This is a genomic window from Microbacterium sp. 10L49, assembly GCF_056395125.1.
On sequence record NZ_JBFTIW010000003.1, the window covers coordinates 434,432 to 460,900 of the forward strand.

The 26,469-nt window shown below is 71.3% G+C and carries 25 protein-coding genes and 1 pseudogene; 14 read left to right on the forward strand and 12 right to left on the reverse strand.

Features of this window, described 5'->3' with window-relative positions:
• Positions 1-131: 131 nt before the first annotated feature.
• Positions 132-926 (forward strand): sirohydrochlorin chelatase, encoded by a 795-nt coding sequence (locus tag AC1DCT_RS09875; RefSeq protein WP_477428875.1) that lies wholly within the window; start codon positions 132-134, stop codon positions 924-926.
• A 358-nt stretch (positions 927-1,284) separates the two neighbouring features.
• Here AC1DCT_RS09875 and AC1DCT_RS09880 read toward each other — a convergent pair whose 3' ends face one another.
• The 10 genes and pseudogenes from AC1DCT_RS09880 to AC1DCT_RS09925 all read right to left on the reverse strand — a co-directional run bounded on the left by AC1DCT_RS09880 (position 1,285) and on the right by AC1DCT_RS09925 (position 11,224).
• Positions 1,285-1,992 carry an ABC transporter ATP-binding protein gene (locus AC1DCT_RS09880; protein ID WP_477428877.1) on the reverse strand — a complete coding sequence of 236 codons (708 nt, stop codon included), beginning with the start codon at positions 1,990-1,992 and terminating at the stop codon, positions 1,285-1,287.
• A gap of 2 nt (positions 1,993-1,994) precedes the next feature.
• The gene (locus tag AC1DCT_RS09885) at positions 1,995-2,210 is read right to left on the reverse strand and encodes an ABC transporter ATP-binding protein C-terminal domain-containing protein (RefSeq protein WP_477429656.1); all 216 of its coding nucleotides are present in this window, start codon (positions 2,208-2,210) and stop codon (positions 1,995-1,997) included.
• A gap of 18 nt (positions 2,211-2,228) precedes the next feature.
• Positions 2,229-2,693: pseudogene (locus AC1DCT_RS09890) on the reverse strand (ATP-binding cassette domain-containing protein); the annotation flags it as partial.
• On the reverse strand, positions 2,690-3,691 hold the full coding sequence (locus AC1DCT_RS09895) for a branched-chain amino acid ABC transporter permease (RefSeq protein WP_477428879.1): 1,002 nt from the start codon (positions 3,689-3,691) through the stop codon (positions 2,690-2,692). The pseudogene AC1DCT_RS09890 and the gene AC1DCT_RS09895, both read right to left, overlap by 4 nt.
• A 3-nt stretch (positions 3,692-3,694) precedes the next feature.
• Positions 3,695-4,558 (reverse strand): branched-chain amino acid ABC transporter permease, encoded by an 864-nt coding sequence (locus AC1DCT_RS09900; RefSeq protein ID WP_477428881.1) that lies wholly within the window; start codon positions 4,556-4,558, stop codon positions 3,695-3,697.
• Entirely contained in the window at positions 4,558-5,814 is a 1,257-nt protein-coding gene (locus AC1DCT_RS09905) for an ABC transporter substrate-binding protein (protein ID WP_477428883.1), read from the reverse strand. The genes AC1DCT_RS09900 and AC1DCT_RS09905 overlap by 1 nt, the downstream gene beginning before the upstream one ends.
• Positions 5,815-5,942: 128 nt before the next feature.
• On the reverse strand, positions 5,943-7,526 hold the full coding sequence (locus AC1DCT_RS09910) for an AMP-binding protein (protein WP_477428885.1): 1,584 nt from the start codon (positions 7,524-7,526) through the stop codon (positions 5,943-5,945).
• 70 nt (positions 7,527-7,596) lie between these two features.
• Positions 7,597-8,415 carry a lysophospholipase gene (locus tag AC1DCT_RS09915; protein ID WP_477428887.1) on the reverse strand — a complete coding sequence of 273 codons (819 nt, stop codon included), beginning with the start codon at positions 8,413-8,415 and terminating at the stop codon, positions 7,597-7,599.
• Entirely contained in the window at positions 8,412-8,999 is a 588-nt protein-coding gene (locus AC1DCT_RS09920) for a PadR family transcriptional regulator (protein WP_477428889.1), read from the reverse strand. The genes AC1DCT_RS09915 and AC1DCT_RS09920 overlap by 4 nt, the downstream gene beginning before the upstream one ends.
• Positions 9,000-9,205: 206 nt before the next feature.
• Entirely contained in the window at positions 9,206-11,224 is a 2,019-nt protein-coding gene (locus tag AC1DCT_RS09925) for an oxidoreductase (RefSeq protein WP_477428891.1), read from the reverse strand.
• Positions 11,225-11,456: 232 nt separating this feature from the next.
• On the opposite strand from AC1DCT_RS09925, the gene AC1DCT_RS09930 reads away from it, so the two are divergent.
• From AC1DCT_RS09930 to AC1DCT_RS09990, 13 genes are all read left to right on the forward strand, one after another.
• A complete protein-coding gene (locus AC1DCT_RS09930; protein WP_477428893.1) occupies positions 11,457-12,491 on the forward strand; it encodes a hypothetical protein in 1,035 nt (344 codons plus the stop codon).
• Between the two features lie 271 nt (positions 12,492-12,762).
• The gene (locus AC1DCT_RS09935) at positions 12,763-14,484 is read left to right on the forward strand and encodes a nitrite/sulfite reductase (RefSeq protein WP_477428895.1); all 1,722 of its coding nucleotides are present in this window, start codon (positions 12,763-12,765) and stop codon (positions 14,482-14,484) included.
• Positions 14,481-15,227, forward strand: coding sequence for a phosphoadenylyl-sulfate reductase (locus AC1DCT_RS09940; protein WP_477428896.1), 747 nt, complete (start codon positions 14,481-14,483; stop codon positions 15,225-15,227). The genes AC1DCT_RS09935 and AC1DCT_RS09940 overlap by 4 nt, the downstream gene beginning before the upstream one ends.
• A complete protein-coding gene (gene cysD / locus AC1DCT_RS09945; protein WP_477428898.1) occupies positions 15,224-16,162 on the forward strand; it encodes a sulfate adenylyltransferase subunit CysD in 939 nt (312 codons plus the stop codon). Before AC1DCT_RS09940 ends, cysD begins: the two co-directional genes overlap by 4 nt.
• Complete coding sequence (locus AC1DCT_RS09950) at positions 16,162-17,487, forward strand: sulfate adenylyltransferase subunit 1 (RefSeq protein WP_477428900.1); 1,326 nt, start codon at positions 16,162-16,164, stop codon at positions 17,485-17,487. The genes cysD and AC1DCT_RS09950 overlap by 1 nt, the downstream gene beginning before the upstream one ends.
• 151 nt (positions 17,488-17,638) lie before the next feature.
• The gene (locus tag AC1DCT_RS09955) at positions 17,639-18,724 is read left to right on the forward strand and encodes an ABC transporter substrate-binding protein (RefSeq protein ID WP_477428902.1); all 1,086 of its coding nucleotides are present in this window, start codon (positions 17,639-17,641) and stop codon (positions 18,722-18,724) included.
• Complete coding sequence (locus tag AC1DCT_RS09960) at positions 18,721-19,521, forward strand: ABC transporter ATP-binding protein (RefSeq protein ID WP_440732516.1); 801 nt, start codon at positions 18,721-18,723, stop codon at positions 19,519-19,521. Before AC1DCT_RS09955 ends, AC1DCT_RS09960 begins: the two co-directional genes overlap by 4 nt.
• Positions 19,511-20,524: an ABC transporter permease gene (locus AC1DCT_RS09965; protein WP_477428904.1), complete on the forward strand. Its 1,014-nt coding sequence runs from the start codon at positions 19,511-19,513 to the stop codon at positions 20,522-20,524. The genes AC1DCT_RS09960 and AC1DCT_RS09965 overlap by 11 nt, the downstream gene beginning before the upstream one ends.
• Positions 20,521-21,432 (forward strand): uroporphyrinogen-III C-methyltransferase, encoded by a 912-nt coding sequence (gene cobA / locus AC1DCT_RS09970; protein ID WP_477428906.1) that lies wholly within the window; start codon positions 20,521-20,523, stop codon positions 21,430-21,432. Before AC1DCT_RS09965 ends, cobA begins: the two co-directional genes overlap by 4 nt.
• A complete protein-coding gene (locus tag AC1DCT_RS09975) occupies positions 21,429-22,916 on the forward strand; it encodes an FAD-dependent oxidoreductase (protein ID WP_441977874.1) in 1,488 nt (495 codons plus the stop codon). The genes cobA and AC1DCT_RS09975 overlap by 4 nt, the downstream gene beginning before the upstream one ends.
• Positions 22,913-23,242 carry a ferredoxin gene (gene fdxA / locus AC1DCT_RS09980; protein ID WP_477428908.1) on the forward strand — a complete coding sequence of 110 codons (330 nt, stop codon included), beginning with the start codon at positions 22,913-22,915 and terminating at the stop codon, positions 23,240-23,242. The genes AC1DCT_RS09975 and fdxA overlap by 4 nt, the downstream gene beginning before the upstream one ends.
• On the forward strand, positions 23,235-24,161 hold the full coding sequence (locus AC1DCT_RS09985) for an NAD(P)/FAD-dependent oxidoreductase (protein ID WP_477428910.1): 927 nt from the start codon (positions 23,235-23,237) through the stop codon (positions 24,159-24,161). Before fdxA ends, AC1DCT_RS09985 begins: the two co-directional genes overlap by 8 nt.
• 57 nt (positions 24,162-24,218) lie before the next feature.
• Positions 24,219-25,274 carry a hypothetical protein gene (locus tag AC1DCT_RS09990; RefSeq protein ID WP_477428911.1) on the forward strand — a complete coding sequence of 352 codons (1,056 nt, stop codon included), beginning with the start codon at positions 24,219-24,221 and terminating at the stop codon, positions 25,272-25,274.
• 44 nt (positions 25,275-25,318) lie between these two features.
• On the opposite strand, the gene AC1DCT_RS09995 is transcribed toward AC1DCT_RS09990, so the two are convergent.
• Complete coding sequence (locus AC1DCT_RS09995) at positions 25,319-25,879, reverse strand: hypothetical protein (protein WP_477428913.1); 561 nt, start codon at positions 25,877-25,879, stop codon at positions 25,319-25,321.
• A gap of 6 nt (positions 25,880-25,885) precedes the next feature.
• Entirely contained in the window at positions 25,886-26,428 is a 543-nt protein-coding gene (locus AC1DCT_RS10000; protein ID WP_477428915.1) for an MOSC domain-containing protein, read from the reverse strand.
• Between the last annotated feature and the right edge of the window lie 41 nt (positions 26,429-26,469).

Here is a 26,469-nt window from a genome sequence, read left to right on the forward strand (position 1 = left end):
CGAGGCACCACATGCTGCCCGACGCACCCCGCGCGCCGTGATGCCTCAGGCAGGATCTGGCTTCCCACGGTCGTGTCACCGTATGACGCGCGATCCGGCGGGGCGGCACCGAGGCGGCCTACACTCCCCCCATGCCCCGCCCCGCGCTGCTCGCCGTCTCGCACGGCACCTCCGACGCCGCCGGCGCCGCCGCGATCGCGCTGCTGGTGCGCCGGGTCGCCGACCGGCTCCCGGACGTCGCCGTGCACTCCGGCTTCGTCGACGTGCAGCAGCCCGACGCGCCCACGGCCCTCGCCGCGGTCGACGGACCCGTGGTCGTGGTGCCACTGCTGCTTTCGCAGGGCTTCCACGTACGGGTGGACCTGGGGCGGGCCGTGTCGGAGCGCTCCGACGCGGTCGTGACGGATCCGCTCGGGCCCGATCCGCGCCTCGCGACGGTGCTCGCGCTCCGGCTCGCGGACGCCGCTGCTGCGGCGCACCCGGCACCCCGGCTCGCTGGTCGCGAATTGCGCCTTCACACGCCCCAGGAGCGCAATATCCGACCAGTGAGCGGCCCCATTCGCACGGACCCCGCTGCGCCGGTGATCCTCGCCGTCGCCGGCTCTCGGGATCCGCGTTCGCTGCCCGACGCCGAGTCGATGGCCGCGCAGCTGGGCGAGGAGCTCGGGCGCGCGGTCGTGCCCGCCTACCTCGCCGCGCGCGAGCCGGCCCTCGCCGACGCCCTCGCCGCGCATCCGGGCGCAGCTGTCGCGACCTATCTGCTCGCGCACGGCTACTTCTTCGACGTGGCGGAGCGCGTGACCGGATCCGCCGTGCTCACCGAGCCGCTGCTCGACGATGGCGAACCGCCCGCGCCGCTCGTGGATCTCGTCGTGGACCGCTACCTGGCAGGCGAGGCCGAGCTCAGGCGGCTGCGGGGGCACTGAGCGACTGTCGGCACGCCGCCGCGGTGATCGCCAGGGTTCCTGACGAGCTGTTCCCCTTCCGTTCACGCATTAGCCACTCGCGTCGGGCTCGCGAGCGCGCGACCGGATGGGCTCGACGGGGGCTGTGCGGCTGGCCGCGACGCGCCCCCCACGGCGTGACGCGCCCTCACGCTCGGTGACGGCTGGCCGCCCAGCGAAAGGTGCTTTCGTGCACGCCGACGCGGCCGGACGCGCTCACGGAGTCTGCGTTCTCCGTGCGGCACATCCGACCGCGCACTCGGCGAAGCGATGTCCACCCGTCGACACCGCCCCACCCCGCGTCGCCCGATCTGCGAACCCCGGACGACGACGCTTCGGCCTATCCCCCGAGGTAGGCGTCGGAGAGCAGATCCCGCGCGACGAGGCCCTGCACCGTGCCGTGGCCGACGACTCGGCCCTCGGCGAGCACGGAGACCGTCGAGCACAGATGCTGCACGAGGTGCGTGTTCTGTTCGACGAGCAGCACGGTCAGCCCCTGCGCCGCTACCGCCTCCAGCAACACGCGCACCTCCTGCACCGCCACCGGCGAGAGACCGCTCGAGGGCTCGTCCAGCATCAGCAGGCGCGGATCCGACATCAGCGCTCGGGCGATCGCGACCAGCTGCTGCTGCCCGCCGCTGAGCCGCCCCGCCGCCTCTCTGCGACGCTGCGCGAACCAGGGCGTGCGTGCGTATGCCGCGTCCAGGCGCTGCCGCGCGATCCTGCCGCCGGCATGGCTGGCTCCGAGCAGCAGGTTGTCCTCGATCGACATGCTGGGGAACAGCCGCCTGTTCTGCATGCAGAGGGCGATGCCGGCGTCGACGATCCGCCGGGTGGGATCCTGCCCCCGTTCGACGCCGTCGAAGCGGACGCTCCCGGTGCGACGCGGAGTCGCACCCATGATGCCCATGAGCAGCGAGGTCTTGCCGGCGCCGTTGGCCCCGAGCACCCCCGCGACCGTGCCCGCCTCGACCTCGAGCGACACGCCGTGCAGCGCCTCGACGGCGCGGTAGCCGACGACGAGGTCGGTGATGGTGAGAAGCGCCATGTTCAGCTCCCGAGGTACGCGGCGATCACCGCAGGGTCGTTGCGGACGTGTTCCGGGGATCCCGCCGAGAGCACCTCGCCGGACGCCATCACGACGATCTCGTCGGCGAGCGGCATCAGGAAGCGCATGTTGTGCTCGACGACGATCACGCTCGTCGCCAGCTCATCCCGTACGCGGGCGACGACGCTCTGCAGGTGATCGGTCTCCGCGACGTCCATGCCCACGGCCGGTTCGTCGAGCAGCAGCACGGTCGGTGCGGCGGCGAGCGCGGTGGCGATCATCACGAGACGCTGCACGGCGCTGGGGAGCGAGGATCCGACCCGATCCAGATCGGCCTCGATGCCCACGATCTCCGCCGTCCGTTCGACCGGCGGGGATCCCGGGCGGGCGCGCCGGGCCAGGTTCAGGGTCTCCCGCACCGTCCAGCCGTGGAACAGCCGCGTCGTCTGGAAGGTGCGGGCGATGCCGCGGCGCACGGTGCGGTGCGGGTTCAGCCGGCTCACGTCCGCCCCGTTCAGCAGCACCCGCCCGGACGTGGGCGGGATCGTTCCGCCGATCATGTTGAGCAGGGTCGTCTTGCCGGATCCGTTCGGGCCGATCAGGCCCAGCACGCGCCCGCGGTCGACGCTCACCGACACCTCCTTGACCGCGTGCACCCCGCCGAAGTCCTTCGACAGCGCGTCGATCACCAGGACGCTCATGCCTTCCCCTTCCCTGCGGACCCGCCACGGCCGAACGCCGCGCGCACCGCGCCGAGCAGGCGCTCGACACCGCCGACGACACCGCCAGGCATCAGCAGCGTCACCAGCACGAAGATCACGCCGAGGACGATCTGGCTCACCCCCGGATACAGCGTGAGCAGCTGTGAGAGGCCGACCACGACCAGCGCTCCGATGACCGGCGTGAACAGCCGCCCGTAGCCGCCGATGCCGATCGCGACGAACATCAGGAAGCCCTGCACGAACGTGAACTGCGAGGGCGCGATCACGCCGTTGTACTGCGCGAGCAGCACTCCCGCCCACGCGCCGATCACAGAGGAGATGATGAACGCGATCGCCTTGGTGCGGGCCGTGGGTACGCCCGCGTGCTCGGCGAGGTCCTCGTCGGCGCTGATCGCGCGCAGCCGCTCCCCGAGCGCCGACCGGCCGAGCACCTCGAACAGGACGAGCGCCGCGACCAGGGATCCGACGATGAGGGCCATGACCGCCTCCAGGGGCAGCCCGAGCGCCACCGGCATGCCGTTCGGCCCGCCGGTGAGCTTCGCCTCGTTGACGAACACGAGCGTGCACACGGCGCCGAAGAACAGGGTGCCGATCGCGAAGTACTGCCCGCGGGTGCGGCTGAACACGAACGCCACCGCGGCTCCGACGACGCCCGCGATCAGGACCGCTCCCAGCGCCGCGGCGATGAAGGGCAGCCCTGCGTTCACCAGCAGCGACGACGCGTAGGCGCCGATCCCGAAGAAGCCCGCCTGCGCGAGGCTCGGGTAGCCGCCGAGACCCTGCACGATGTTGAGGCCGACCAGGGCGATCGCCCAGATCACGACGAGGACGGCGACGAGCCCCTGATCGCCCTGCAGCCCGGTGACGGCGAGGGCGGAGACCACGCCGATGACGGCGATCCCGGCCCAGCTCGGCCACCGGCGCCGGCGTTTCGGCGCGGCCGTGCGCGGGGGCGCCGTGAGTTCGAGGACGGACATGCGTCAACCCACTCTCTGTGCGTTGGTGGTGCGGATGCCGCCGGGCCGGAGCACCAGCACCGCGACCAGAAGGAGGAATCCGAATGCGCTCTGATAGGCGGGGTCGACGAAGGTCCCTCCGAGGCTCTCCACGATGCCGAGGGTGAGCCCGCCGATCACGGCGCCGGCGATGCTGCCGAGGCCGCCGATGACGACCACGACGAAGGCGCTCAGCAGCAGCGGATCCGCCATGAACGGCGAGACCTGGTAGGTCGGGGCGAAGGTCACGGCGGCGATCCCCGCCAGGATCCCGGCGATGAGGAACGCCAGCAGATACTGCCGCTGCACCGAGACGCCGAGGATGCCGGCCGCCTCCCGATCCTGCGCGACCGCGCGGATCGAGCGACCGAAGCCCGTACGGTTCATCACCAGGGCGAGCAGCGCGACGCTGACCGCGGCGACGAGCACGACCACGACCTTCACCCCGGCGATGCGCAGGCCGCCGAGCTGCAGCGTCCAGTGATCGTAGGGCGTGTTCAGGGCCTTGCCCTCGCCGCCCCAGATCACGAGGGCGATGTTCTGCAGGATCAACAGCAGCCCGAGCGCGATCGCGGGCGCTGCTGCCGGGTTGCTCCGGATCCACCGGTACGCGAGCACCTCGGTGAGCACGGAGAGCACCCCGGCCAGCAGCACTCCGGCGGCGATCGCCCACAGGTACGGGACCCCGGCGGCCTGCAGCGCCCACGCCGTGTACGCGGCCAGGACGATCACTCCCGCGTGTGCGAAGTTCGGGATCTCCATGATGCCGTAGACGAGCGTGAGGCCCAGGGCGACCAGCGTGAACAGACTCCCGAGGAACACCCCGTTGACGAGCGCCTGCGCGATCATCAGCCCGCGGCCCCGCACGGCGCATCGGTGATCTTCGGGTCGGCGATCTTGCCGCCGAGTCCGTCGAACACCATCGCGGTCGCGATCGACCCCTTGCCCGTGCACCACTGGGTGACCTCGGAGAGCGTGCGCGCGTTGCGGTCGGTGAAGAGCGCGCCCTTGCCCGACGGCAGCCACCCGCTCACGGTGCCCTTGGGCACGTCGATCGCGCCGAGCGCCTTCAGGATCGCGGCGCGATCGGTGGTGGATCCGGCCTTCGTCATCGCCTCGGCGACCACGAACGGCAGGTCGTACGCCCACATCGTGAGGTCCTGCGGCACCTCGTCGTACTTCGCCTGATACGCCTTCGCGAAGGCCTGGGCGGCGGCGTTGTCGGCCGTGGTCGGCGTCGTGCCCGCGCAGTCGAGGTTGTTCGCCATGAGGGCGTCGAAGCCGTCACCGAGGATCGCCTTCGCCTGCTCGGGGTTCACGCCGGCGCTGTGCAGCACCGGGCCGGTGTAGCCCGCCTGGCGCAGCTGCTTCAGCACCGGAAGGATGACCCCGGTCACGCTGGAGAGGTACACCGCGTCCGGCTGCGTGGCGAGGGCGCCGGCGATCGCGCTGCCGTAGTCGGCGCTGCCCAGCGGCGCCGACGTGACGGTCACGTCGAGGCCCGCCGCGGTGCCCTGCTTCTGGATGAGCTGGGTCAGCCCCTCGCCGTAGGGCTCGCCCTTGGTGTCGATGACGCTGATCTTCGTGGCACCGAGCTTCTGCTTCGCCCAGTCGACGCATCCGACCGTGTACGTCTCAGATGCGCCGCGCATGAGCACGATGTCGTCGCTGTAGCCGAGGATGCTGGGATAGGTGCTGTCCAGGATGTTCACCATCGGCACGGGCGTGCGCTGCAGCTGCGGGGCGTAGGTGGAGGATCCGAGGCCGAACGCGATCAGCGGCAGTTTCTCGGACTGGACCATCTGGCGCAGGGCCGCGACGCCCGTGGTGGCCGGGTCGCTCTTGTCGTCGGCGTAGCTGAAGGCCAGGGTGTGGTGTGTGCCGGCGACGTCGAAGCCCTTCTCGTTGAGGGCGGCGAGGCCGAGCTCGATGGCGTTCTTCTCCGAGGGACCGAGCGTGGCGTACACGCCCGACATCGAGAGGATCGCGCCGACGGTGACCTTCTCCTGGCTGCTGCCGGAGCCGCCGCCCTGCGGGGCGCAGGCCGCCGTGGCCAGCATCACGGTCGCGACGATCCCCATCGCGGCGAGGTTGCGGATCTTCATGTTCTCTCCTTTGAGTGGTGGCCCGATCGAGCGGTCGAGCGAGTTATTGCAACTTGTTGCATCAGTGGCCGCAGAAGACGCGGCGCGATGCGAGGGACAGTGCGCAGATCCGGCCGGACCCGGCGGACTCAGCGGGTCGGGACCGGCGCCCGATCGCCGAGGGCGCGCAGCTCGCGCCGCAGGATCTTGCCGGCCGCCGACTTGGGCACGGCGTCGATGAACTCCAGCAGCCGGATGCGCTTGTACGGCGCCACCTTCGCGGCGACGAATGCCATCAGCTCCTCCGGATCGATCGTCCGCCCCGGCTGGGCGACGACGAAGGCCTTCGGAATCTCTCCCGCGTCCTCATCCGGCACGCCGATCACGGCGGCGTCCGCGACATCCGGATGCTCCAGCAGCACGGCCTCCAGTTCGGCGGGCGGCACCTGGTAGCCCTTGTACTTGATGAGCTCCTTCAGGCGGTCGACGATCGTGACGTTGCGGTCGGCGTCGACCACGACGACGTCGCCGGTGCGCAGGAATCCGTCCGCATCCAGCACCTCCGCCGTCGCTGCGGGGTTGCCGACGTAGCCGCGCATCACGTTCGGACCGCGGACCCAGAGCTCACCGGGCTCGCTGACGCCGGCGGAGGGCACGGCGATCTCGCTCCCGTCCGCGCCGACGACGCGGTTCTCCGAGTTGGGCACCGGGGTCCCGACGCTCGCCTTGGGGGCGCTCTCGCCGCGGCCGACGAAGTGCGACACCGGGCTCATCTCGCTCATGCCGTACCCCTGGCGCACCGACACGTCGAGCCGGCGCTCGACGGTCTCGGCCAGATGCTCGTCCAGCGGCGCCGCCCCGGAGAAGATCTCCCGCAGGCTCGACACGTCGTACTCGTCCACGAGCGGATGCTTGGCGAGCGCCACCGCGATCGGCGGGGCCACGAAGGCGAACGTCACCCGATGCCGCTGGATCAGGCTCAGGAACTGCTGCAGGTCGAAGCGCGGCATCGTCACCAGCGTGGCGCGGCGCTTGAGCGCGAGGTTCAGCAGCACGGTCATCCCGTAGATGTGGAAGAACGGCAGTACGGCGATCACGACGTCTCCCCGGTCCACGCCGATCCGCTCCTCGATCTGGCACAGGTTCGCGACGATGTTGCGGTGCGTGAGCTCGACGCCCTTGGGGTGGCCGGTCGTGCCGGAGGAGAACGGCAGCGCCATGAGCTGCGTGGCGGGGTCGAACGCGGCATCGGGCAGCGTCAGCGCGCCGCCGTCGCGCGCCCGGCCGGCGAACTCGAGCGAGAGCACCGCGTCCGGGCCGAGACCCGCCGCCCCAGCGCCCTGCGCGGCGGTGTCCCGCAGCGCCGGTGCGGCGTAGATGCGCCGGGCCCCGGCGACCCGCAGCTGCGTGCAGATGTCCTCGGCGACCGCGAGCACGGGCACGGTCGTGACGGCGACGCCCAGAGCACCGCACGCGTGGAACAGCACCGCGAACTCGAGCGAGTTCGGCGCGTGCAGCCCGACCACGTCGCCGGCGCGCAGGCCGCTGCGGCCGAGCTCGTGCGCCGTCGCGGCCACCAGATCGCGCAACCCGCCGTAGTCGACCTCGCGACCGGATGCGCCGTCGATGATCGCGGTCTTCGCCCGGTCGTGGTCGGCGAGCCGCCCGAACACGACCTGGGGCAGGGATGCCTCCGGGATCACGACCGCCGGGTGCGGACTGGAAAAGCTCATGAGGACTCCTTCGTCGCTCTGGCGGGTGCCGGGTCGCCGGTGTGGCGGCCCGGAGATGCGGGGGTCGGGTTCAGCGGCGGATCGGGACGTGCTTCGCGAGGAAGTCGATCACGTCGCCGATCACCTCATCCCGGTTGGTCTCGTTGAAGATCTCGTGACGCGCGCCGGGGTAGCTCGTGTGCTCGCCGCCCTCGCCAATGAGATCGGGCAGCACAGCCGCCGCGAGCGGGTAGGGCGCGATCGGATCCGCGTCGCCGTGCAGCCAGATCGTCGGCAGTGCGCCGACGTCGGGCCCGTCGGCGATGTCCTTCAGGGCGACCTCGATCGCGAGCAGCGTCTCGCGCAGGAACGGCCCGTGGTAGACGTACTCGTCGTCGAGATAGGCCTGCCCGGTAGCGGGGTCGCGGGAGAGCCCGTCCGGATCGATCGGCACATCGGGGATCGGGTCGAGGTTCACCAGCCCCATCAGGTCGGGGTTGCCTCCGATGAACGGCCCGCTCAGCACCAGTGCGGCCAGGGCGCCGGTGCCTTCGCGCTGCACGTAGCGCGCCGAGATCGCACCGCCCATCGAGTGCCCGATCAGCACCACCGGGAGGCCGGGGTGCGCGTCGATGGCGAGGCGGATGACCGCGTCGAGGTCGCGGGCGTAGTCGTCGAAGGTCTCGATGAACACCCGGGCGCCCTCGGACCGGCCGTGACCCTGATGGTCGGGGGCGTACACCTCGGCGCCGGCCGCAAGCAGGCGCTCGACGACGTGGTCGTAGCGGCGGGCGTGCTCGCCGTAGCCGTGCGCGATGACGGCGACGAACTGGGGCGCGTGTCCGGCCCAGTTCCACACGGCCACCCGCCCTGCGGTGCCGGCGAGGTCGAGCTGTTCGGGTTCGGTCATGATGTCCCCTTCGGGTCGTGACGGGTCGGGTTCTCGGCGGTCGAGTCCGCCGCCGGGGCGTCGAGGGCCTCGAGCTGGGCGATCGCGGCATCGGCCCAGTCGAGCCGGGCCTTCTGCAGGTGCAGGCCCCACTGCAGCACGAGGTACTGGCGGCGCCGGGTGTCGGAGAGCGTCCCCTGGAAGTCGCGTTTCTCGATCGCCTCGTACTCGGCGAGCTGGCGGGCGTGGATCTCCCGGTGCCGTCGGATCTCCGGCAGCAAGTCCCCCCCGAGCGAGGACGACGCGCGCACCCGCACCATCAACGAGTCCTTGATGTGCTTGGGGTCCTCCGGCGCCGTCATCCAGCGCCGGAGCTCGTCGCGCCCCTCCTCGAGGATCGCGTAGGTGCGCTTGCCGCCCCGGCCGCCGCCATCGGCGACCTCGACGATCAGGCCGTCCCGCTCGAGCCCCTTGAGCTCTCGATAGATCTGCTGGTGCGTGGCTGGCCAGAAGTAGCCGATCGAGCGGTCGAACCGCCGGGCGAGCTCGAGGCCGGAGGACGGCCGCTCGTTGAGCGCGGTGAGGATGGCATGAGCGAGAGACATGCGATCAGGATACGAACGCGACCGTCCGGGGACGCGCTCGCCTGCGGCGCGAGGCGCGGGACGGGTGAGCACGTTCATGGGGGATCGACCTCTCTGTCGTGGCCCGGCGGGCAGTCCACCAGAAGTCTGAGTGATACTCAGTGTCATTCTTGATGGAACCGGGTAGCAGCGATGGTACCGATGTTCCGACCTTTTTGCAACAAGTTTCATTCTAGGTGCGCGGCGAGCTCGACGCCCTGCCTGATCGCCCGCTTCGCGTCGATTCCGGCCGCCTCGTCCGCGCCCCCGATCACGTGATGGCGGAGCCCCCTGGCGCGGAGATCCGCCACGAGCGCCGCATTCGACTCCTGCCCCGTGCACAGCACGACGGTGTCCGCCTCGATCAGCCGCTCCTCACCGTCGACGACGATGCGCACGCCGTGCGGCGTCACGGCGAGATAGTCCGCGCCGGCGATCTCCTGCACCCCGCGGCGGCGCAGCTCGGCGCGGTGGATCCACCCGGTCGTCTTGCCCAGTCGCGACCCCAGCCGACCCGGCGAGCGCTGCATCAGCACGACGGACCTCGGCGAGTGCTCCGGGGCGGGCTCGACGAGGCCCCCGCACCCGCGGCCGCCTTCCGCGATCCCCCACTCGCGCTCGAACGCCCGGAGGTCGTCCTCGCCCGCCCGGTGTCCAGGGTGGGTCAGATAGGCGGCGACGTCGTAGCCGATGCCCCCGGCGCCCAGGATCGCGACACGACGACCGACCGGGCGCCCCTCGCGCACGACCTGGGCATAGTCGAGCACGTGCGGCAGATCGAGGCCGGGGATGTCCGGTCGGCGCGGCAGGACGCCGGTCGCCACGACGATCCGATCGGCGCCCGCCAGCATCTCGATGTCCGCGGTGACGCCGAGGCGCACGGCGATGCCGAGCTCGTCGACGCGATGCCGGTAGTAGCGCAGCGTCTCGTCGAACTCGCTCTTGCCGGGGATGCGTCGCGCGATGTCGAACTGCCCGCCTATGTCCGCCCGTCGCTCGAACAGCTCGACCCGATGACCCCGCTCGGCCGCCGCCACCGCGAACGCGAGGCCGGCTGGCCCCGCCCCCACCACGGCGATGCGTTCCGCCGCGCGCGTCGGTCCGAGCCGGATCAGCGTCTCGTGGGCGGCGCGGGGGTTCACCAGGCAGCTCGTGACCCGGCCCGTCAGGGTGTGGTCGATGCACGCCTGGTTGCAGCCGATGCACGTGTTGATCCGGTGCGCCTCGCCACGCGCCGCCTTCGCGAGGAGCTCCGGATCCGCGAGGAACGGACGCGCCATCGACACGAGATCGGCGTCCCCCGCGGCGAGCAGGCGCTCCGCGACCTCCGGCGTGTTGATCCGGTTGCTCGCGACCACGGGGATCGCGACCTGTTCCCGCAGGCGTCGCGCCGCCGCGGCGAACGCGGCACGCGGCACGAGGGTCGCGATCGTCGGCACCCGCGACTCGTGCCAGCCGATGCCGGTGTTCAGCAGGTCGACGCCCGCCGCTTCCAGGTCCTGCGCGAGCGCGATCGTCTCCTCCTCGGTCGATCCGCCCTCGACGAGGTCGACCGCGGAGAGGCGGAAGGAGAGGATCGCGTCGACGCCGAGCGCGGCTCGGACGGCGCGCACGACGGCGATCGGGAACGCGCGGCGCCGATCGGGATCCCCGCCCCAGGCGTCGTCGCGGTGGTTGGTCGCCGGCGCGAGGAACTCGTTGAGCAGATACCCCTCCGACCCCATGATCTCGACACCGTCGTATCCGGCCGCGATCGCGAGCGTCGCCGCGTCGGCGAAGCCCCGGATCACGTCGAGGACCTCGCGGTGCGTCAGCGCGTGCGGCACATGCTCGGCGATCGGCGCCTGCAGCGCACTGGGGGCGACGAGGTCGGGGTGGTGGGCGTAGCGCCCGAAGTGCAACAGCTGGAGCAGGATCCGGCCGCCCTCGGCGTGCACGGCCTCTGTGATGAGCCGGTGTTCGGCGACGGCGTCCGCGGACATCACCGCACCGCCCTCCCAAGGACGCCCCGCCCGATCGGGCGAGACTCCCCCGGTGACCATGAGCGCGACGCCGTGCCGCGCGCGCTCCGCGTAGAAGGCCGCGAGGCGCGCGAAACCGCCGTCGAGCTCCTCGAGCCCCAGATGCATCGACCCCATGAGCACGCGATTCGACAGCGTCACCGCGCCGACGCGGATCGGGGTGAAGAGCGCGGGATAGGGGTTCATCGTCGACCTCCAATTGCAACAAGTTGCATAAGCATGGTCTTGATCCTCTCACGCCCGGGCCGCGTTTCGTCCCGGCGGGTTGCGGAAGCCGCATCCGTACCGCGCTCCCCGCCTCCGGCCGGGGAAGTTCGCCGGCCGTTCACCCTCCGTCCATCCGCACGCCCCCGTGACTCGGAAGGGGTGGACGAGGCGCCGCCCCCGTTCCGGCACGCCCCCGACGAAGGAGCCTCGCATGCACGTCCCCCGTACCCTCGCGGCCGCATCGGCCGCAGCCGTCGCCCTCTTCGCCGCGAGCACGGCCCCCGCCGTCGCCGCGGACGCGCCCGGCCAGGACAAGACCGGCCACTACTCGTTCGCCGTGATCGGTGATGTCCCCTACGGCACCGCACAGCAGGCGCTGTTCCCGCAGTGGATCCAGGAGATCAACGCTGCGGATCCGGAGATGACGTTCCACGTCGGCGACATCAAGAACGGTTCGACGCGCTGCGACGACGCCCTGTACCAGCAGATCAAGAGTGACTTCGACACCTTCACGAACCCGCTGATCTACACCCCGGGCGACAACGAGTGGACCGACTGCCACCGTGCGAACAACGGGGCGTACAACCCGCTCGAGCGCCTCGCCCACGACCGCTCCGTGTTCTTCGCGAACCCCGGAGTCTCCCTCGGGCAGAACCCGGTGAAAGTCGACGCGCAGACCGCGGCCGGGTTCCCCGAGAATGTGTCTCTGCGTCGCCAGGGCGTCGACTTCGCCGCGATCCACGTCGTCGGTAGCAACGACGGCGTCCAGCCGTGGGCCGGCCTCGGTGACACCGTCGCGCGCCCCGAGCAGCTCGCCGCGGAGCAGGCGCGCATGGCGAACGCGATCTCGCTCGTGAAGAGCACGTTCGCGACGGCGAAGCAGAAGCACGATCGTGCCGTGATGGTGCTGCTGCAGGCCGACATGTTCGACCCCACCTACACGCCCTCCTGGTCGGACATCTCGGCCTTCCAGCCGCTCGTGCAGACTCTCGTGGAGCAGTCCAGCGCTTTCGACGGCGAGGTCTACCTCGTCAACGGCGACAGCCACGTCTACAACTCCGACAAGCCGCTCGCGGCCGGATCCCCGTGGCTGACGACCTATGGCGTGACCGGATCCGCCGACAACCTCACGCGCGTGACGGTCGACGGATCCTCGAACAACAAGGACTGGCTGCACGTCACGATCAACCGCCCCGGCGCCGACCACGTGCTGAGCTGGGAGCGCGTGCCGTACCTCGCGCACTGATCCGTATCGCGCTCGAGGACTCCGCCTGCGCTCGCGCTCGGGCGGATTTCTCGCGTTCCAGAGGAGGGATTCGCGGATCCGCTCCGCCGGTGGCTGCGTTCTCCTCCCGAGCGTGCGGGCGACCGGATCCCAGCTCGAGGGCCGCACCGCGGACGCTCCATTGAACAGCATCCTCCCCGGAGGAAACTGGACCATGTCGAACAATGACGCTCCGTGTCGGAGCCGATGACACACACGAGCGCCCGCGCGGATCCGCCCGTAGCTTGTCGGCATGCCTCCCGAAGCGATCGTTCCTGTGCGTGGTGCCCGCACGCGCACCGCCCGCGTGCCCACCAAGCCGCACGGGCAGTGGGCCGTCGACGGCCACGAGCCCCTCAACGGCAACGAGGAGTGGAAGCTCGCCGACGGCGGGCTGAGCGTGCGCGAGCGGATCGAATCGACGTACGCCGCCGGCGGCTTCGCCTCGATCGACCCCACCGACCTGCACGGCCGGTTCCGCTGGTGGGGCCTGTACACGCAGCGCAAGCCCGGGATCGACGGCGGTCGCACGGCGACGCTCAGCCCGGAGGAGCTCGAGGACGAGTACTTCATGCTGCGCGTGCGCATCGACGGCGGCCAGCTCACGACCGAGCAGCTGCGCGTGATCGGCGGCATCTCGACCGAGTTCGCACGCGACAGCGCCGACTTCACCGACCGGCAGAACATCCAGCTGCACTGGATCCGCGTCGAGGACGTCCCCGAGATCTGGCGCCGGCTCGAGGATGTCGAGCTCAGCACCACCGAGGCCTGCGGCGACGTGCCGCGCGTGATCCTGGGATCCCCGGTCGCCGGCATCGCCGCCGATGAGATCATCGATCCGACCCCGCAGATCCTGGAGATCGCGGAGCGGTTCATCGGCGACGAGACGCTCGCCAACCTGCCGCGCAAGTACAAGACCGCGATCACCGGCCACCCCAGCCAGGACGTCGTGCACGAGATCAACGACTGCGCGTTCGTCGCTGTCGAGCACCCCGAGCTCGGCATCGGCTACGACCTCTGGGTCGGCGGCGCGCTCTCCACGGTGCCCCGCCTCGGCGAGCGCCTGGGCGTGTTCGTCAGCCCCGACCGCGTGGCCGAAGTCTGGCACGGCGTCACCCAGATCTTCCGCGACTACGGCTACCGGCGGCTGCGCAATAAGGCCCGGCTGAAGTTCCTGCTCGCCGACTGGGGCACCGAGAAGTTCCGCGAGGTGCTCGAGGGCGAGTACCTGGACACCCCGCTGCCCGACGGCCCGGCCGCGCCGAAGCCGGTCGGCAAGGGCGATCACGTCGGTGTGCACCTGCAGAAGGACGGCCGCTACTACGTCGGTGCCGCCCCCACGGTCGGCCGGGTCTCCGGCACCGTGCTCACCGGGCTCGCGGACCTCGCCGAGGCGCACGGATCCACCCGGATCCGCACCACGCCGTACCAGAAGGTCCTCGTGCTCGACATCGCCGAGGATCGCGTCGAGTCGCTCGTCGCGGGCCTGTCGAAGCTGGGACTCGAGGCCCGTCCGAGCCTGTTCCGCCGCGCGACCATCGCGTGCACCGGCATCGAGTACTGCAAACTCGCGATCGTCGAGACCAAGGCCAACGCGGCCATCGCGATCGACCAGCTCGAGCAGCGCCTCGGCGCCCTCGAGCCCGAGATCGGCCGCCCGATCACGCTGCACGTGAACGGCTGCCCGAACTCGTGCGCCCGCATCCAGACCGCGGACATCGGCCTGAAGGGCCAGCTCGTCATGATCGACGGCGAGCAGGTGCCCGGCTACCAGGTGCACCTCGGCGGCGGGCTCGCCAATCCCGACCGCGAGGAGGCGGGCCTGGGCCGCACCGTGCGCGGCCTGAAGGTGCCGGCCGACGGGATCGCGGACTACGCCGAGCGGGTGATCCGCCGCTACCTCGCCGACCGTGCCGGAACCGACGAGACCTTCGCGACCTGGGCGCACCGCGCCGACGAGGAGGCGCTGCAGTGAGCACCGTCGTGGACCTCGACCTGCGCCCGGCCCGTCGCTCGCCCGACGAGCTGCGCGCCCTCGCCGAGCGCGGCGCGGCAGAGCTGCGCAGCGGATCCGCCGACGAGGCCTCGCCCGCCGAGGTCGCTGCCTGGGTCGCTGCGAACGTCTCCCCCCGCCTCGCCGCCGTCGCCTGCTCGATGGCCGACGCCGCGCTGCCGCATCTCGTGGCCGAGGCGATCCCCGGCGTCGACGTGCTGTTCCTCGACACGGGCTACCACTTCCTCGAGACGACGTTCACCCGTGACGAGGTCGCCCGCACGCTCGACGTGCGCATCGTCGACGTCAAGCCCGCGCAGACCGTGCGCGAGCAGGACGCCGAGTTCGGCAAAGACCTGTTCGCGCGCGATCCCGCGCTCTGCTGCGAGATGCGCAAAGTCGCCCCGCTGCACCAGGCGCTCGGCGGCTACGAGGTGTGGTTCACCGGCGTGCGCCGCGAGGAGGCGCCCACCCGGGCGAACACGCCCCTGATCGCCTTCGACGAGCGCAACGGGCTGATCAAGGTGAACCCCGTCGCGGCGTGGTCGTTCGACGACCTCATCGCCTACGCCACCGCGAACGACGTGGTGGTGAACCCCCTCGTCGCGAACGGGTACCCCTCGATCGGCTGCGCGCCCTGCACCAAGCCCGTCGCCGCCGGCGAAGACCCCCGCTCCGGCCGCTGGGCCGGACTCGCCAAGACCGAATGCGGACTCCACGTATGAGCATCATCGACACCCTGCCCGCACGCACGCCGGCCGACGCCGGATCCCTCACGGGGCTCGATCTGCTCGAGGCCGAGGCGATCCACATCATCCGCGAGGTCGTGGCCGAGTTCGAGCGCCCCGTGCTGCTGTTCTCCGGCGGCAAGGACTCCGTGCTCGTGCTGCACCTCGCCGCTCGCGCCTTCGCGCCGGGCCGGATCCCCTTCCCCGTGCTGCACGTCGACACCGGGCACAACTTCGACGAGGTCATCCGGTTCCGCGACGAGACCGTCGAGCGCCTGGGCCTGAAGCTCGAGGTCGCCCGCGTGCAGGACTACATCGACGACGGCCGCCTCGCCGAGCGACCCGACGGCACCCGCAACGTGCTGCAGACCCAGCCGCTGCTCGACGCGATCACCGCGGGCAAGCACGACGCCGTCTTCGGCGGCGCCCGCCGTGACGAGGACAAGGCACGTGCGAAGGAGCGCATCATCTCGCTGCGCGACGAGTTCGGGCAGTGGGATCCGCGCAACCAGCGCCCCGAGCTGTGGAGCCTGTACAACGGCCGGCACACGCCGGGCAAGCACGTGCGCGCGTTCCCGATCTCGAACTGGACCGAGCTGGACGTCTGGCGCTACATCGCCCGCGAGCAGATCGCCCTGCCGCCGCTGTACCTGGCCCACGAGCGCGAGGTCTTCCGCCGCGACGGCATGTGGTGGGCCGTGAACGAGTTCGCCCAGCCCCGCGAGGGCGAGCAGGTCGAGCGCCGCGTGGTCCGCTACCGCACGGTCGGAGATGCGAGCTGCACCGGCGCCGTCGAATCCGACGCCGCCACGGTCGACCAGGTGGTCTCCGAGGTCGCCCGCTCCACCCTCACCGAGCGCGGCGCCACCCGCGCCGACGACCGCATCAGCGAGGCCGCCATGGAGGACCGCAAGAAGAACGGATACTTCTGATGAGCACGATCGAGACCGCCCCGGCGCTGCTCCGCGACACCACCCTCTTCCGGTTCGCGACCGCGGGCTCCGTCGACGACGGCAAGTCGACGCTGGTCGGCCGGCTGCTTCACGACGCGAAGGCGATCCTTGCCGACCAGCTCGAGCAGGTCGCGCGCACCTCGGCCGACCGCGGCTTCGCGCACGGCGAGTTCGACTTCGCGCTGCTCACCGACGGCCTGCGCGCCGAGCGCGAGCAGGGCATCACGATCGACGTCGCGTACCGCTACTTCGCCACGGACGCGCGCAGCTTCATCCTCGCCGACTGCCCCGGCCACGTGCAGTACACGCGCAACATGGTCACCGGATCCGCCACCGCCGACGCGGTGGTCGTGCTGATCGACGCGCGCAAGGGCGTCGTCGAGCAGACCCGCCGGCACCTCGCCGTCGTGTCGCTGCTGCGCGTGCCGCACGTCGTGATCGCGGTGAACAAGATCGACCTCACGGGCTTCGACGAGGAGCGGTTCCGCGCCGTCGAGGAGCAGGCGCTCGCCGTCGCCGCCGAGCTCGGCCTCATCGACATGCACGTGATCCCGGTCTCGGCGCTCGAGGGCGACAACATCGTGGATCGGTCCGACCGCACCCCGTGGTTCGAGGGCCCGACCCTGCGCGAGCTGCTGGAGACCCTTCCTGCCCGCCAGGCCGAGGAGGACGCCGCATTCCGCCTGCCGGTGCAGACCGTGATCCGTCCGCAGGGCGGCATCTCGGCACTGATCGACGACGCCGAGACCGACGAGCTGCGCGACTACCGAGGCTTCGCCGGGCGGGTGTCGAGCGGATCCGTCCGCGTCGGCGACCGCGTGCAGGTCTTCCCCGGCGGTCACGAGACGACCGTCACCGGCATCAGGGTCGCGGGCCGCGTGGCCGAATCCGCGCACACCGCGCAGTCGATCGCCGTGACGCTCGCCGACGAGGTGGACGCCGCGCGCGGCGCCCTCATCGCGACCGCCGGCACCGTGCCGGACGGGCATGCGGAGGCCGAGGTCGAGATCTTCCAGCTCGACGTGCGGCCGATCGCCCCGGGCGCCCGCGTGCTCGCCAAGCACGGCACCGCCACGGTGCAGGCGATCGTGACCGAGGTGCTCTCGCGCCGCGACCTGGACACGCTCGCCCTCGAGGACGCCGCAGAACTGGCTGTGAACGAGATCGGCCGCGTGCGGATCCGCTTCGCGTCGCCGCTCCCCCTCGAGCCCTATGCCGATGACCGGGAGGGCGGCGCCCTGCTGCTCATCCACCCGGTCGACGGAGCGACGCTGGCTGCCGCCACGGTCGTCGCGGCGACGTAAGGGGTCGTTGAGCGAGGACGGCGAAGCCGACCGAGACGAAACGCGATAACCCGCATGAGCACCGCGTTTCGTCTCGCTTCGCTCGCTCAACGACCACGAAGAAGAACCAGACCCGCAACACCCACCCAAGAAACGCCCTAAGGAGGCGACAGTGAATCGCAAGACCCGCATCAGCACGGCCCTCACCTCTCTCGGACTCGCGATGGCGATGCTCGCCGGCTGCGCCTCCGGTCAGGCGGCTGCCTCGGGCCCGTCCGCCTCCCCGACGCACGACGACCTCGCCGAGCTGCACCTGGGCTACTTCGCCACGGTCACGCACACCCCGGCCCTGGTCGGCGTGCAGGAGGGCCTGATCCAGAAGGAGCTCGGCTCGACCCAGCTCAAGACCGAGGTGTTCAACGCCGGCCCCGCGGCCATCGAGGCGCTCACCGCGGGCGCGATCGACGCCGCCTACATCGGTCCGAACCCGGCGATCAACTCGTTCATCAAGTCGGGCGGCGCCTCCGTGCGCGTGATCGCCGGCGCGACCAGCGGCGGCGCGGCCCTCGTGGTGCGCGACGGCATCACCAGCGCGGACGAACTCAAGGGCAAGACGCTCGCCACTCCGCAGCTCGGCAACACGCAGGACGTGGCACTGCGCACCTGGCTCTCCTCGAAGGGGCTGAAGACCAGCGTCACGGGCGGCGGCGATGTGAACATCACCCCGACGGAGAACGCACAGACCCTGACGCTCTTCAAGAACGGACAGGTCGACGGCGCCTGGGTGCCGGAGCCGTGGGCCTCGCGCTTGGTGGTCGAGGCCGGCGGGCACGTCCTGCAGGACGAGCGCGACCTGTGGCCCGACGGCACGTTCCCGACCACGGTGCTGCTGGTCAGCAAGGATTTCGCCGACAAGCACCCCGGCGCCGTGAAGGAGCTGGTGGCGGGTCACCTCGACTCCCTGGACTGGATCGCGAAGCACAAGACCGAGCTGCCCGGCGCGGTCAACGACGCACTCAAGGCCGCGACCGGCAAGCCGCTCTCGGACGCGGTGCTGACCAAGGCGCTCAGCACGGTGTCGTTCTCGGCCGATCCGAGTGCGAAGGCGTTCGCGACCCTGGTCAAGAACGGCGTCACCGCGGGCACGCAGACGAAGGGCTCGATCGACGGCCTGTTCGATCTCGCGGCGCTGAACGCCGCCCTGAAGGAGCGCGGTGAGAAGGCCGTGAGCGACGGCGGGCTGGGAACGAAGAAATGACCGCCCCGCTCGCGCCGAGCTTCGACGGGGTCACCCCGGTCCTGCCCGCACCGGATCCGGTGGATCCGGCCGTGCGCCTCGCGCATGTGACCAAGCGGTACGGATCCGGCCCCGTCGTGCTCGACGACATCTCCCTGGACATCCTGCCGGGAGAGTTCGTCTGCCTGCTCGGCGCGAGCGGCTGCGGCAAGTCCACCCTGCTGAACCTCATCGCGGGCCTCGAGCCGCTGAGCTCGGGCTCGCTGACGGCTCCGGACGAGGGCGCCGCCGTGATGTTCCAGGATGCGGCACTCATGCCGTGGCTGAGCGCCCGGCGCAACGTCGAACTCGCCCTGCGTCTGCGCGGGGTGCCGCGCGCGGAGCGGCGGGCGGAGGCGCTGCGCCTGCTCGGGATCGTGAACCTTGCGGACGCCGCGGACAAGCGCCCGCACGAGCTCTCCGGCGGCATGCGGCAACGTGTCGCGCTCGCCCGCGCCCTGGCCCAGGACCGGCCGGTGCTGCTCATGGACGAGCCGTTCGCCGCGCTCGACGCGATCACCCGCGACCTGTTGCACGAGGTGCTGGAGAACGTGTGGCGCGAAACAGGCCGCACGATCGTGTTCGTGACCCACAACGTGCGCGAGGCGGCCCGCCTCGGCGAGCGCGTCGTGCTGCTCGGCAGCCGCCCCGGCCGGATCTCGCGCGAATGGCGCGTCGCACGCACCCGCGGCCGTCGTATCGAGTCGCCCGAGGTGTCGGCGCTGGCCGCCGAGATCACCGTCGAGCTGCGGAAGGAGATCCGCCGCAATGCCTCTTGACAAGATCAGCCGCAATTCGGGGTCGCCCCGCGAGGACGAGCGAAGCGAGACCGAGACGAAACGCGGAGGCCTCGCAGGGGGCGCCGTTTCGTCTCGCTCCGCTCGCTCAACGACCGCCGCTCGCTCAACGACCGTCGAGAGTGACGACGACCTCGCCCGTCTCGAAGCGGGCCTGGACCGGCTGCAGACCGCCGAGGCCGGATCCGTCTCCCCCACCCGCGAGCGCCTGCGCGCCATCCTGCCGCCGGTGGGTCTGCTGGTGCTGCTGCTCGCCGCCTGGCAGCTGTACATCGTCATCGCGAACCCCCGGCCCGACAAGGCGCCGAGCCCCCTGCAGGTGCTGGGCGCGCTCGGAGACGCCTGGCAGGCGGGCCGGCTGCAGGAGGCTGTGCTCACGAGCCTCGAGCGCGGCGGCATCGGCTTCGTCATCGCGATCGTCGTCGGCACGCCGATCGGCCTGCTGCTGGCTGAGTGGAAGCTGCTGCGCCGTGCCGCCGGACCCCTGATCTCGGGGCTGCAGGTGCTGCCGTCCGTGGCCTGGGTGCCCGCCGCGATCATCTGGTTCGGCCTGTCCGATGCGACCGTGTACTTCGTGATCCTCATGGGCGCGATTCCCTCGATCGTGAACGGACTGCTCTCCGGAATCGACCAGGTGCAGCCGCAGCTGCGCCGTGTGGGCACCGTGCTCGGCGCGAACCGCTGGCAGGCCGCCACCGCGATCGTGCTGCCGGCTGCTCTGCCCGGCTACCTCGCCGGCCTCAAGCAGGGCTGGGCGTTCTCCTGGCGGTCACTGATGGCGGCGGAGATCATCGCGACCGGCGGATCCATCGGCTTCGGACTCGGATCCATGCTCGACCAGTCCCGTCAACTCGCCGACCTGCCGGGCGTGCTCGCGACCATCATCCTGATCCTGGCGATCGGCATCCTGATCGAGCTGGTGCTGTTCGCCCCGCTGGAGCGGGCCGTGCTGCGCCGCCGCGGACTTCTGCTCGGAGGCGCATGATGACCAACGGAACCGTCACCCTCGTCGGGGCCGGCCCCGGCGACGCCGGCCTGCTCACGATCCGAGGACTGCGCGCCCTCGAGCGCGCCGATGTGATCGTCGCCGATCGTCTGGGTGCGCGCGCCGTGCTCGACCAGCTCGCCGCGGAGGGCACAGTCCTCACCGCCGAGGTGATCGATGTGGGCAAGACCCCCGGCCACCACCCCGTGCCCCAGCACGAGATCAACGCTCTGCTGGTGCGGCATGCGCGTGCCGGGCGCGAGGTCGTGCGCCTCAAGGGCGGAGACCCGTTCGTGCTCGGCCGCGGCCGCGAGGAGGCCCTCTACTGCGAGGCCGAGGGCATCGCGGTACAGGTCGTGCCGGGCATCACCAGCGCGATCTCGGTGCCCGCCGTCGCCGGCATCCCGCTCACCCACCGCGGCGTCGCCACGGCCTTCACCGTCGCGAGCGCGCACGATCCGATCGAGCAGCTGCCTGGCGGATCCGACCACACGGTCGTGCTGCTCATGGGCATCGGCACGCTCGCGCACACCGCGGGGATCCTCGCCCGGGGTGACCGCGGCGCCGACTGCCCCGTCGCGATCGTCGAGGACGGCTACGGCCCCGGCGAGCGCGTCACGATCGGCACGCTCGGCACGATCGCCGCCGTCGCCGCGGTGCGTCAGGTGCGCAACCCCGCCGTCGTCGTCGTGGGCGACGTGGTGCGGCTGAGCCCGCACGCCTCGCCCTCGCAGACCGCATCTTCGTCGCCCCTTTCCTGGTCGTTGAGCGAGGACGCCGGAGGCGACCGAGACGAAACGCCGCACGCTCGCGAGAGCACCGCGTTTCGTCTCGCTCCGGCTGCGCCGGTGCTCGCTCAACGACCCCGTTCTTCCGCCCGATCCGACCGAAAGACCCTGCAGCCGTGACCGCTCTGAACTCCTCCGCCCCGCTCCGCGTCGCGATCGTCGGCGCGGGCCCTGCCGGGATCTACGCCGGCAACATCCTCGCGAACGCCGTCGCCGCCCGCGCGAACGGCTCGTCCGTCGGCGCAGCCGGCGACACGTTCGGCACCGTCGGCGCAGCCGGCGACACGTTCAGCACCGTCGAGATCGACCTGTTCGAGTCGCTGCCCGCGCCCTACGGGCTGATCCGCTACGGCGTCGCCCCCGACCACCCCCGTATCAAGGGCATCGTGAACTCGCTGCACGAGATGCTCGACGCTCAGGGCGTCGATGCCGAGCGTCGCACGATCCGCTTCCTCGGCAACATCGAGGTCGGCCGCGACGTGTCCCTCGACGAGCTGCAGGCCCGCTACCACGCCGTGGTGCTCGCGACCGGTGCGATCCGCGACGCCGCCCTGCGCATCCCCGGCGTCGAGCTGCCCGGATCCTACGGCGCCGCCGACTTCGTCTCCTGGTTCGACGGCCACCCCGATGTGCCGCGCACCTGGCCGCTCGTGGACGAGCAGGTCGCGGTGATCGGCAACGGCAATGTCGCGCTCGACGTCGCCCGCATCCTCGCGAAGCTGCCGGAGAACCTGCGCAGCACCGAGGTGCCCGACAACGTGCTCGCGGGACTCGAGGCGTCCGCCGTTACCGACGTGCACGTGTTCGGCCGCCGCGGGCCCGCCGACATCAAGTTCACCCCGATCGAGCTGCGTGAGCTGGGCGAGGTCGCCGGAGTCGACATCCTCGTCGATGACGCAGACTTCGAGGGCGTGGATCCGGCCGCCGCGCCCAACAACCAGCTGAAGATCATGCTGCGCACGCTGAACGCCTGGCGCGACCGTCCCGAGAACCGGGGCGAATCGACCGGCGCCCGCCGCCGGCTGCACCTGCACTTCTGGCACGCGCCGGTGGCGATCATCGGATCCGATCGCGTCGAGAAGGTGCGCTTCGAGCGCACCGCTCCGGCCGAGGACGGATCCGTCTCGGGCACCGGCGAGTTCGTCGAGTACCCGATCACCGCCGTGTACCGAGCCGTCGGCTACTTCGGCTCGCCGATCGTCGACGCCCCCTTCGACGCCCAGCGCGGCGTGGTGCCGAACGAGAGCGGCCGCGTCGACGGCACGCCGGGGCTGTACGCCACCGGCTGGATCAAGCGCGGTCCGGTGGGCCTCATCGGGCACACCAAGTCCGATGCAACCGAGACCATCGCGAACCTGCTCGAGGACGCCGAGGCCGGTCGACTCGTCGCCCCCACCGAGTCCGCCGACGTGCTGGAACTCCTCGCCGAGCGCGAGGTCGAGGTGACCACGTGGGACGGGTGGCTCGAGCTCGACGCGCACGAGCGCGCTCTGGGGGCCGCACACCAGCACTCGCGCGAGCGGGTCAAGGTCGTGCCGCGCGAGGAGCAGGTGGAGATCTCGCGCCGCTCTGCGCTTTCCGGCACCGGAGCGCTCGCCCGATGACCTACGTGATCGCGCTGCCCTGCGTGGATGTGAAGGACCGCGCGTGCATCGACGAATGCCCCGTGGACTGCATCTACGAGGGCGAGCGCTCCCTCTACATCCACCCCGACGAGTGCGTCGACTGCGGCGCCTGCGAGCCGGTCTGCCCCGTCGAGGCGATCTACTACGAAGACGACCTCCCCGACGAGTGGACGGACTACTACAAGGCCAACGTGGAGTTCTTCGACGAGATCGGATCCCCGGGCGGCGCCGCCAAGGTCGGCCCCTACGCGTTCGACCACCTGCTGGTCGCCGCGCTGCCTCCGCAGGCGGACGACCATGACTGACGACGTCTACGACGTGCTCGTCGTCGGCGGGGGCCCGGCCGGCCTCTCCGCCGCGCTGAACCTCGCCCGCTCCCTCGCCCGGGTGCTCGTCGTCGACGCGGACCGACCGCGCAACGCCGCGACCCTCATCTCGCACGGCTTCCTCACCCGGGATGGGATCCCCCCGCACGAGCTGCGGCGGATCGCGCGCGAAGAGCTCGCCGCCTACCCGAACGTCACGATCCGCACCCGCGAGCGGGTGTTCCAGATCGAGGCCGACGGATCCGGGTTCGTCGCCGAGATCGGCCGACGCGCCCCCGAGGTACGGATCGCCGCACACCGCGTGCTCCTCGCCACGGGCCTGCGCGAGACGCTGCCCGAGGTGCCGAACCTGCGCGGGTTCTACGGCGTGAGCCTGTTCAGCTGCGCGGCGTGCGACGCCTGGGAGCTGCAGGACCGCCCCCTCGCCCTCATCGGCGAGACGTCGGACCTCGCCGCCCGGGCCCGGCTCATCGCGCGGTGGACGAAGGAGCTCACGGTCTTCACGAACGGCGCCGACACCGTCGACACCGCGGAGGAGGCCGAGCTCGCGGCCGCCGGGATCGCGGTCGAACGCAGCCCGATCGCCGAGCTGTACGGAGAGCGCGGGGCGCTCACCGGCATCCGCCTCGCCGACGGATCCATGCACGCGGTCGAGGGTGGCTTCGTGCGCCCCGAATGGGAGACCGACCTCTCGTTCCTGCCCGCACTCGCGCCCGATCTCGACGCGCACGGTCACCTCGCTGCCGACCGCGCGGGCCGCACCAGCGTGCCCGGACTCTACGCCGCGGGCGACGTCGCCTCGCCCGGTCCGCAGCAGCTCATCGTGGCCGCCGGTGCCGGGGCGCGGGTGGCCGCGGTGATGATCCACGACTCGATCGGCGTCGCGACGGCCCACTGACTCCGCCGGCAGCACTGCGTCGGGGATCCGGCCAGGGAACATCGTTAACCTGTGCGCATGAGAGCCCGTCGCGGTATCGCCGTCGCCGCCGTCGCCCTGCTCGCGGTTCTGACCGCGGGGTGCACGGCCCCACCCGATCCGAAGGCATGGCTTCTCGAACCGGTGCCGTTCGCGCCGGGCGGGGAGGCCGCGGTCGATGTCGCGTATGCGCAGGACCAGCTCGTCCCGGACGGCGCCGGCGGGTTCTGGGGCGCGTCCAGCACGACCTGGCTGCATGTCGACGCCGCAGGCAGGACGCTCGCGCACTTCAACATAGACATCTCGGAGCTCGGCGCGCGGATGCCATTGCTCGCGCCGCTGTCGACGACAGAGCTTCTCGTCGCGGATCGGTTCAGGGCACAACTGGGGATCCGCGACAACGCCGCGGGAACGACGCGCGTGCTCGGATCCCTCTTCGCCGATGGCGGGTATGCGCCGATCGCCGCGCTCGCCGCCCGAGGCCGCGTCGCGTACGTAGGCCTGCTGAGGCCGGGCACGCCCGATGCGCCGAGGACCCTCACGCTCGAGATCGTCCGCCTCGATGTGGACGACGGCACCCGGGCGGTGCTGCATACTGAGCCGATCACGATCCTGCCGGCGAACAGCTCCGACTCGGGGCCGCGGGTGCGGCTCGACGTCCAGGAGAACGGCTCGATCTTGCTCCTGACGCCGACGGGGCTCGCTCTGCTCGCACCCGACGGATCCGTGCACTCGCGCATCGACTCCGACCAGCCGATGTCGGCGCTCGCTCTCGGAGCCGGGAGCGAGGTGCTGTGGTGGGGCGGATCCGTCGCGTTGCTTCCGTCCGCGACGCGCGAGTCCGCCGCACCGGTCCGCGTCGAGGTGCGCGGTGGCTCGGCCGAGGCGCGCGCCTCGGTCGAGCGCCATTCGACCTGCGACGACGGCCGCACCCTGCGGCTAGTCTCGACCGGCGGCGGCACGCTGCAGACCACAGCACGGCTGCCGTTCCTCTGCGATGGGCGTGCGGGCGTGTGGACGGGATCCTCGTGGATCGTCTCGATCGGCGGAGAGGGCGACGGCGTGCTGGTGCGGGTGACGCCGCCGCGGGCCTGAGCGGCGTCGGGCTCGAGACACCGACGCACGGACGCCGGTCGGTATCAGGCCCGCGCCACGACCTCCGCGACCGCGTCGAGCAGCGCCACGAGCGGATCCGGGATCCGCTCGGCGGGGAGGGCTGCGACCACGTCGGCCGCGAACCGCGTCTTGCGGCCGCTCGCGGTGCCGGCGAAGCGGTGCAGCTGCGCCTCGACCGAGCGGACCCGCTGCGCGGGCTGACCTTGGAACACCCGGAACAGCGCGAGCTCGCCACGCGCGGCCAGCGTCTCCAGCACCAGATCGGATCCGGCGGCGCGGATCACCTCGTCCTCGAGGTCCTGGTCGCAGCCGAAGAACCCGACGTGCGTCACGGCGGCCGGATCCGTCTCCCCGTCGGACAGCACCCCCGCCGCGATGAGGGCGCCGAGCACGTAGCGCAGCTCGGCCGCGTCGTAGAGGCCGAGCACCGGCACAGCCGGATCCCGCCGCTGCAACCAGGACCGCAGGTTCGTGATGCCGCCGAGCGAGACCACGTCCGCCCGGACGTCGTCGCCGCGCAGCTGTGCCGCGGCGATCAGGGCGAGCCTGTCGCTCTCCCCCTCCACGAGCACTACGGGCAGCACGGGCAATCAGACCCGGGTCAGTGGAAAGTGCGGCGGGGACGGCAATTCGACCTCGATCACATCTCCGGGGACCACGGATCCACCGCGTGAGACGATGCCCATCACCCCGGCCAGTCGCACCACGGACCCCTCACCGTCGGCATGCACGAGCCGCTTCAGCAGCCCGGACCGGAAGTCGTTGATCTGCTGGCACGGATTGCGCAACCCGGTCACGGTGACTACCGCTTCGGATCCGACGTGCAGCCTCGTCCCGACCGGCAGCGCCAGCAGATCCACATCGCCGGTCGTGATGTTCTCGCCCAGCTGCCCCGACGCCACCTCGTAGCCGGCCGCACGGAGGTCGCCGAAGAGCTCCTCATGGATCAAGTGCACCTGACGGAGGTTCGGCTGCGAGGGATCCACGGCGACCCGCGAGCGGTGCTGCACCGTGGGACCGGCGTGGGCATCGCCGGCGACCCCCACACCCTCGACCAATGCGATCTCGCCCTGCGTGGATTTGCTGAACCCGTGCACCGGGCTGGTAGAAACCGCGACCACTCGACCCGTCATGGGTTCATCGTGCCACGGGCGCCTTGCCGCTGAGGCGCGGT

Coding starts and splice junctions, on each gene's coding strand:
- AC1DCT_RS09875 (WP_477428875.1), top strand. CDS start 132: ATGCCCCGCCCCGCGCTGCTCGCCGTCTCGCACGGCACCTCCGACGCC.
- AC1DCT_RS09880 (WP_477428877.1), bottom strand. CDS start 1,992: ATGGCGCTTCTCACCATCACCGACCTCGTCGTCGGCTACCGCGCCGTC.
- AC1DCT_RS09885 (WP_477429656.1), bottom strand. CDS start 2,210: ATGGACGTCGCGGAGACCGATCACCTGCAGAGCGTCGTCGCCCGCGTA.
- AC1DCT_RS09895 (WP_477428879.1), bottom strand. CDS start 3,691: ATGTCCGTCCTCGAACTCACGGCGCCCCCGCGCACGGCCGCGCCGAAA.
- AC1DCT_RS09900 (WP_477428881.1), bottom strand. CDS start 4,558: ATGATCGCGCAGGCGCTCGTCAACGGGGTGTTCCTCGGGAGTCTGTTC.
- AC1DCT_RS09905 (WP_477428883.1), bottom strand. CDS start 5,814: ATGAAGATCCGCAACCTCGCCGCGATGGGGATCGTCGCGACCGTGATG.
- AC1DCT_RS09910 (WP_477428885.1), bottom strand. CDS start 7,526: ATGAGCTTTTCCAGTCCGCACCCGGCGGTCGTGATCCCGGAGGCATCC.
- AC1DCT_RS09915 (WP_477428887.1), bottom strand. CDS start 8,415: ATGACCGAACCCGAACAGCTCGACCTCGCCGGCACCGCAGGGCGGGTG.
- AC1DCT_RS09920 (WP_477428889.1), bottom strand. CDS start 8,999: ATGTCTCTCGCTCATGCCATCCTCACCGCGCTCAACGAGCGGCCGTCC.
- AC1DCT_RS09925 (WP_477428891.1), bottom strand. CDS start 11,224: ATGAACCCCTATCCCGCGCTCTTCACCCCGATCCGCGTCGGCGCGGTG.
- AC1DCT_RS09930 (WP_477428893.1), top strand. CDS start 11,457: ATGCACGTCCCCCGTACCCTCGCGGCCGCATCGGCCGCAGCCGTCGCC.
- AC1DCT_RS09935 (WP_477428895.1), top strand. CDS start 12,763: ATGCCTCCCGAAGCGATCGTTCCTGTGCGTGGTGCCCGCACGCGCACC.
- cysD (WP_477428898.1), top strand. CDS start 15,224: ATGAGCATCATCGACACCCTGCCCGCACGCACGCCGGCCGACGCCGGA.
- AC1DCT_RS09950 (WP_477428900.1), top strand. CDS start 16,162: ATGAGCACGATCGAGACCGCCCCGGCGCTGCTCCGCGACACCACCCTC.
- AC1DCT_RS09960 (WP_440732516.1), top strand. CDS start 18,721: ATGACCGCCCCGCTCGCGCCGAGCTTCGACGGGGTCACCCCGGTCCTG.
- AC1DCT_RS09965 (WP_477428904.1), top strand. CDS start 19,511: ATGCCTCTTGACAAGATCAGCCGCAATTCGGGGTCGCCCCGCGAGGAC.
- cobA (WP_477428906.1), top strand. CDS start 20,521: ATGATGACCAACGGAACCGTCACCCTCGTCGGGGCCGGCCCCGGCGAC.
- fdxA (WP_477428908.1), top strand. CDS start 22,913: ATGACCTACGTGATCGCGCTGCCCTGCGTGGATGTGAAGGACCGCGCG.
- AC1DCT_RS09985 (WP_477428910.1), top strand. CDS start 23,235: ATGACTGACGACGTCTACGACGTGCTCGTCGTCGGCGGGGGCCCGGCC.
- AC1DCT_RS09990 (WP_477428911.1), top strand. CDS start 24,219: ATGAGAGCCCGTCGCGGTATCGCCGTCGCCGCCGTCGCCCTGCTCGCG.
- AC1DCT_RS10000 (WP_477428915.1), bottom strand. CDS start 26,428: ATGACGGGTCGAGTGGTCGCGGTTTCTACCAGCCCGGTGCACGGGTTC.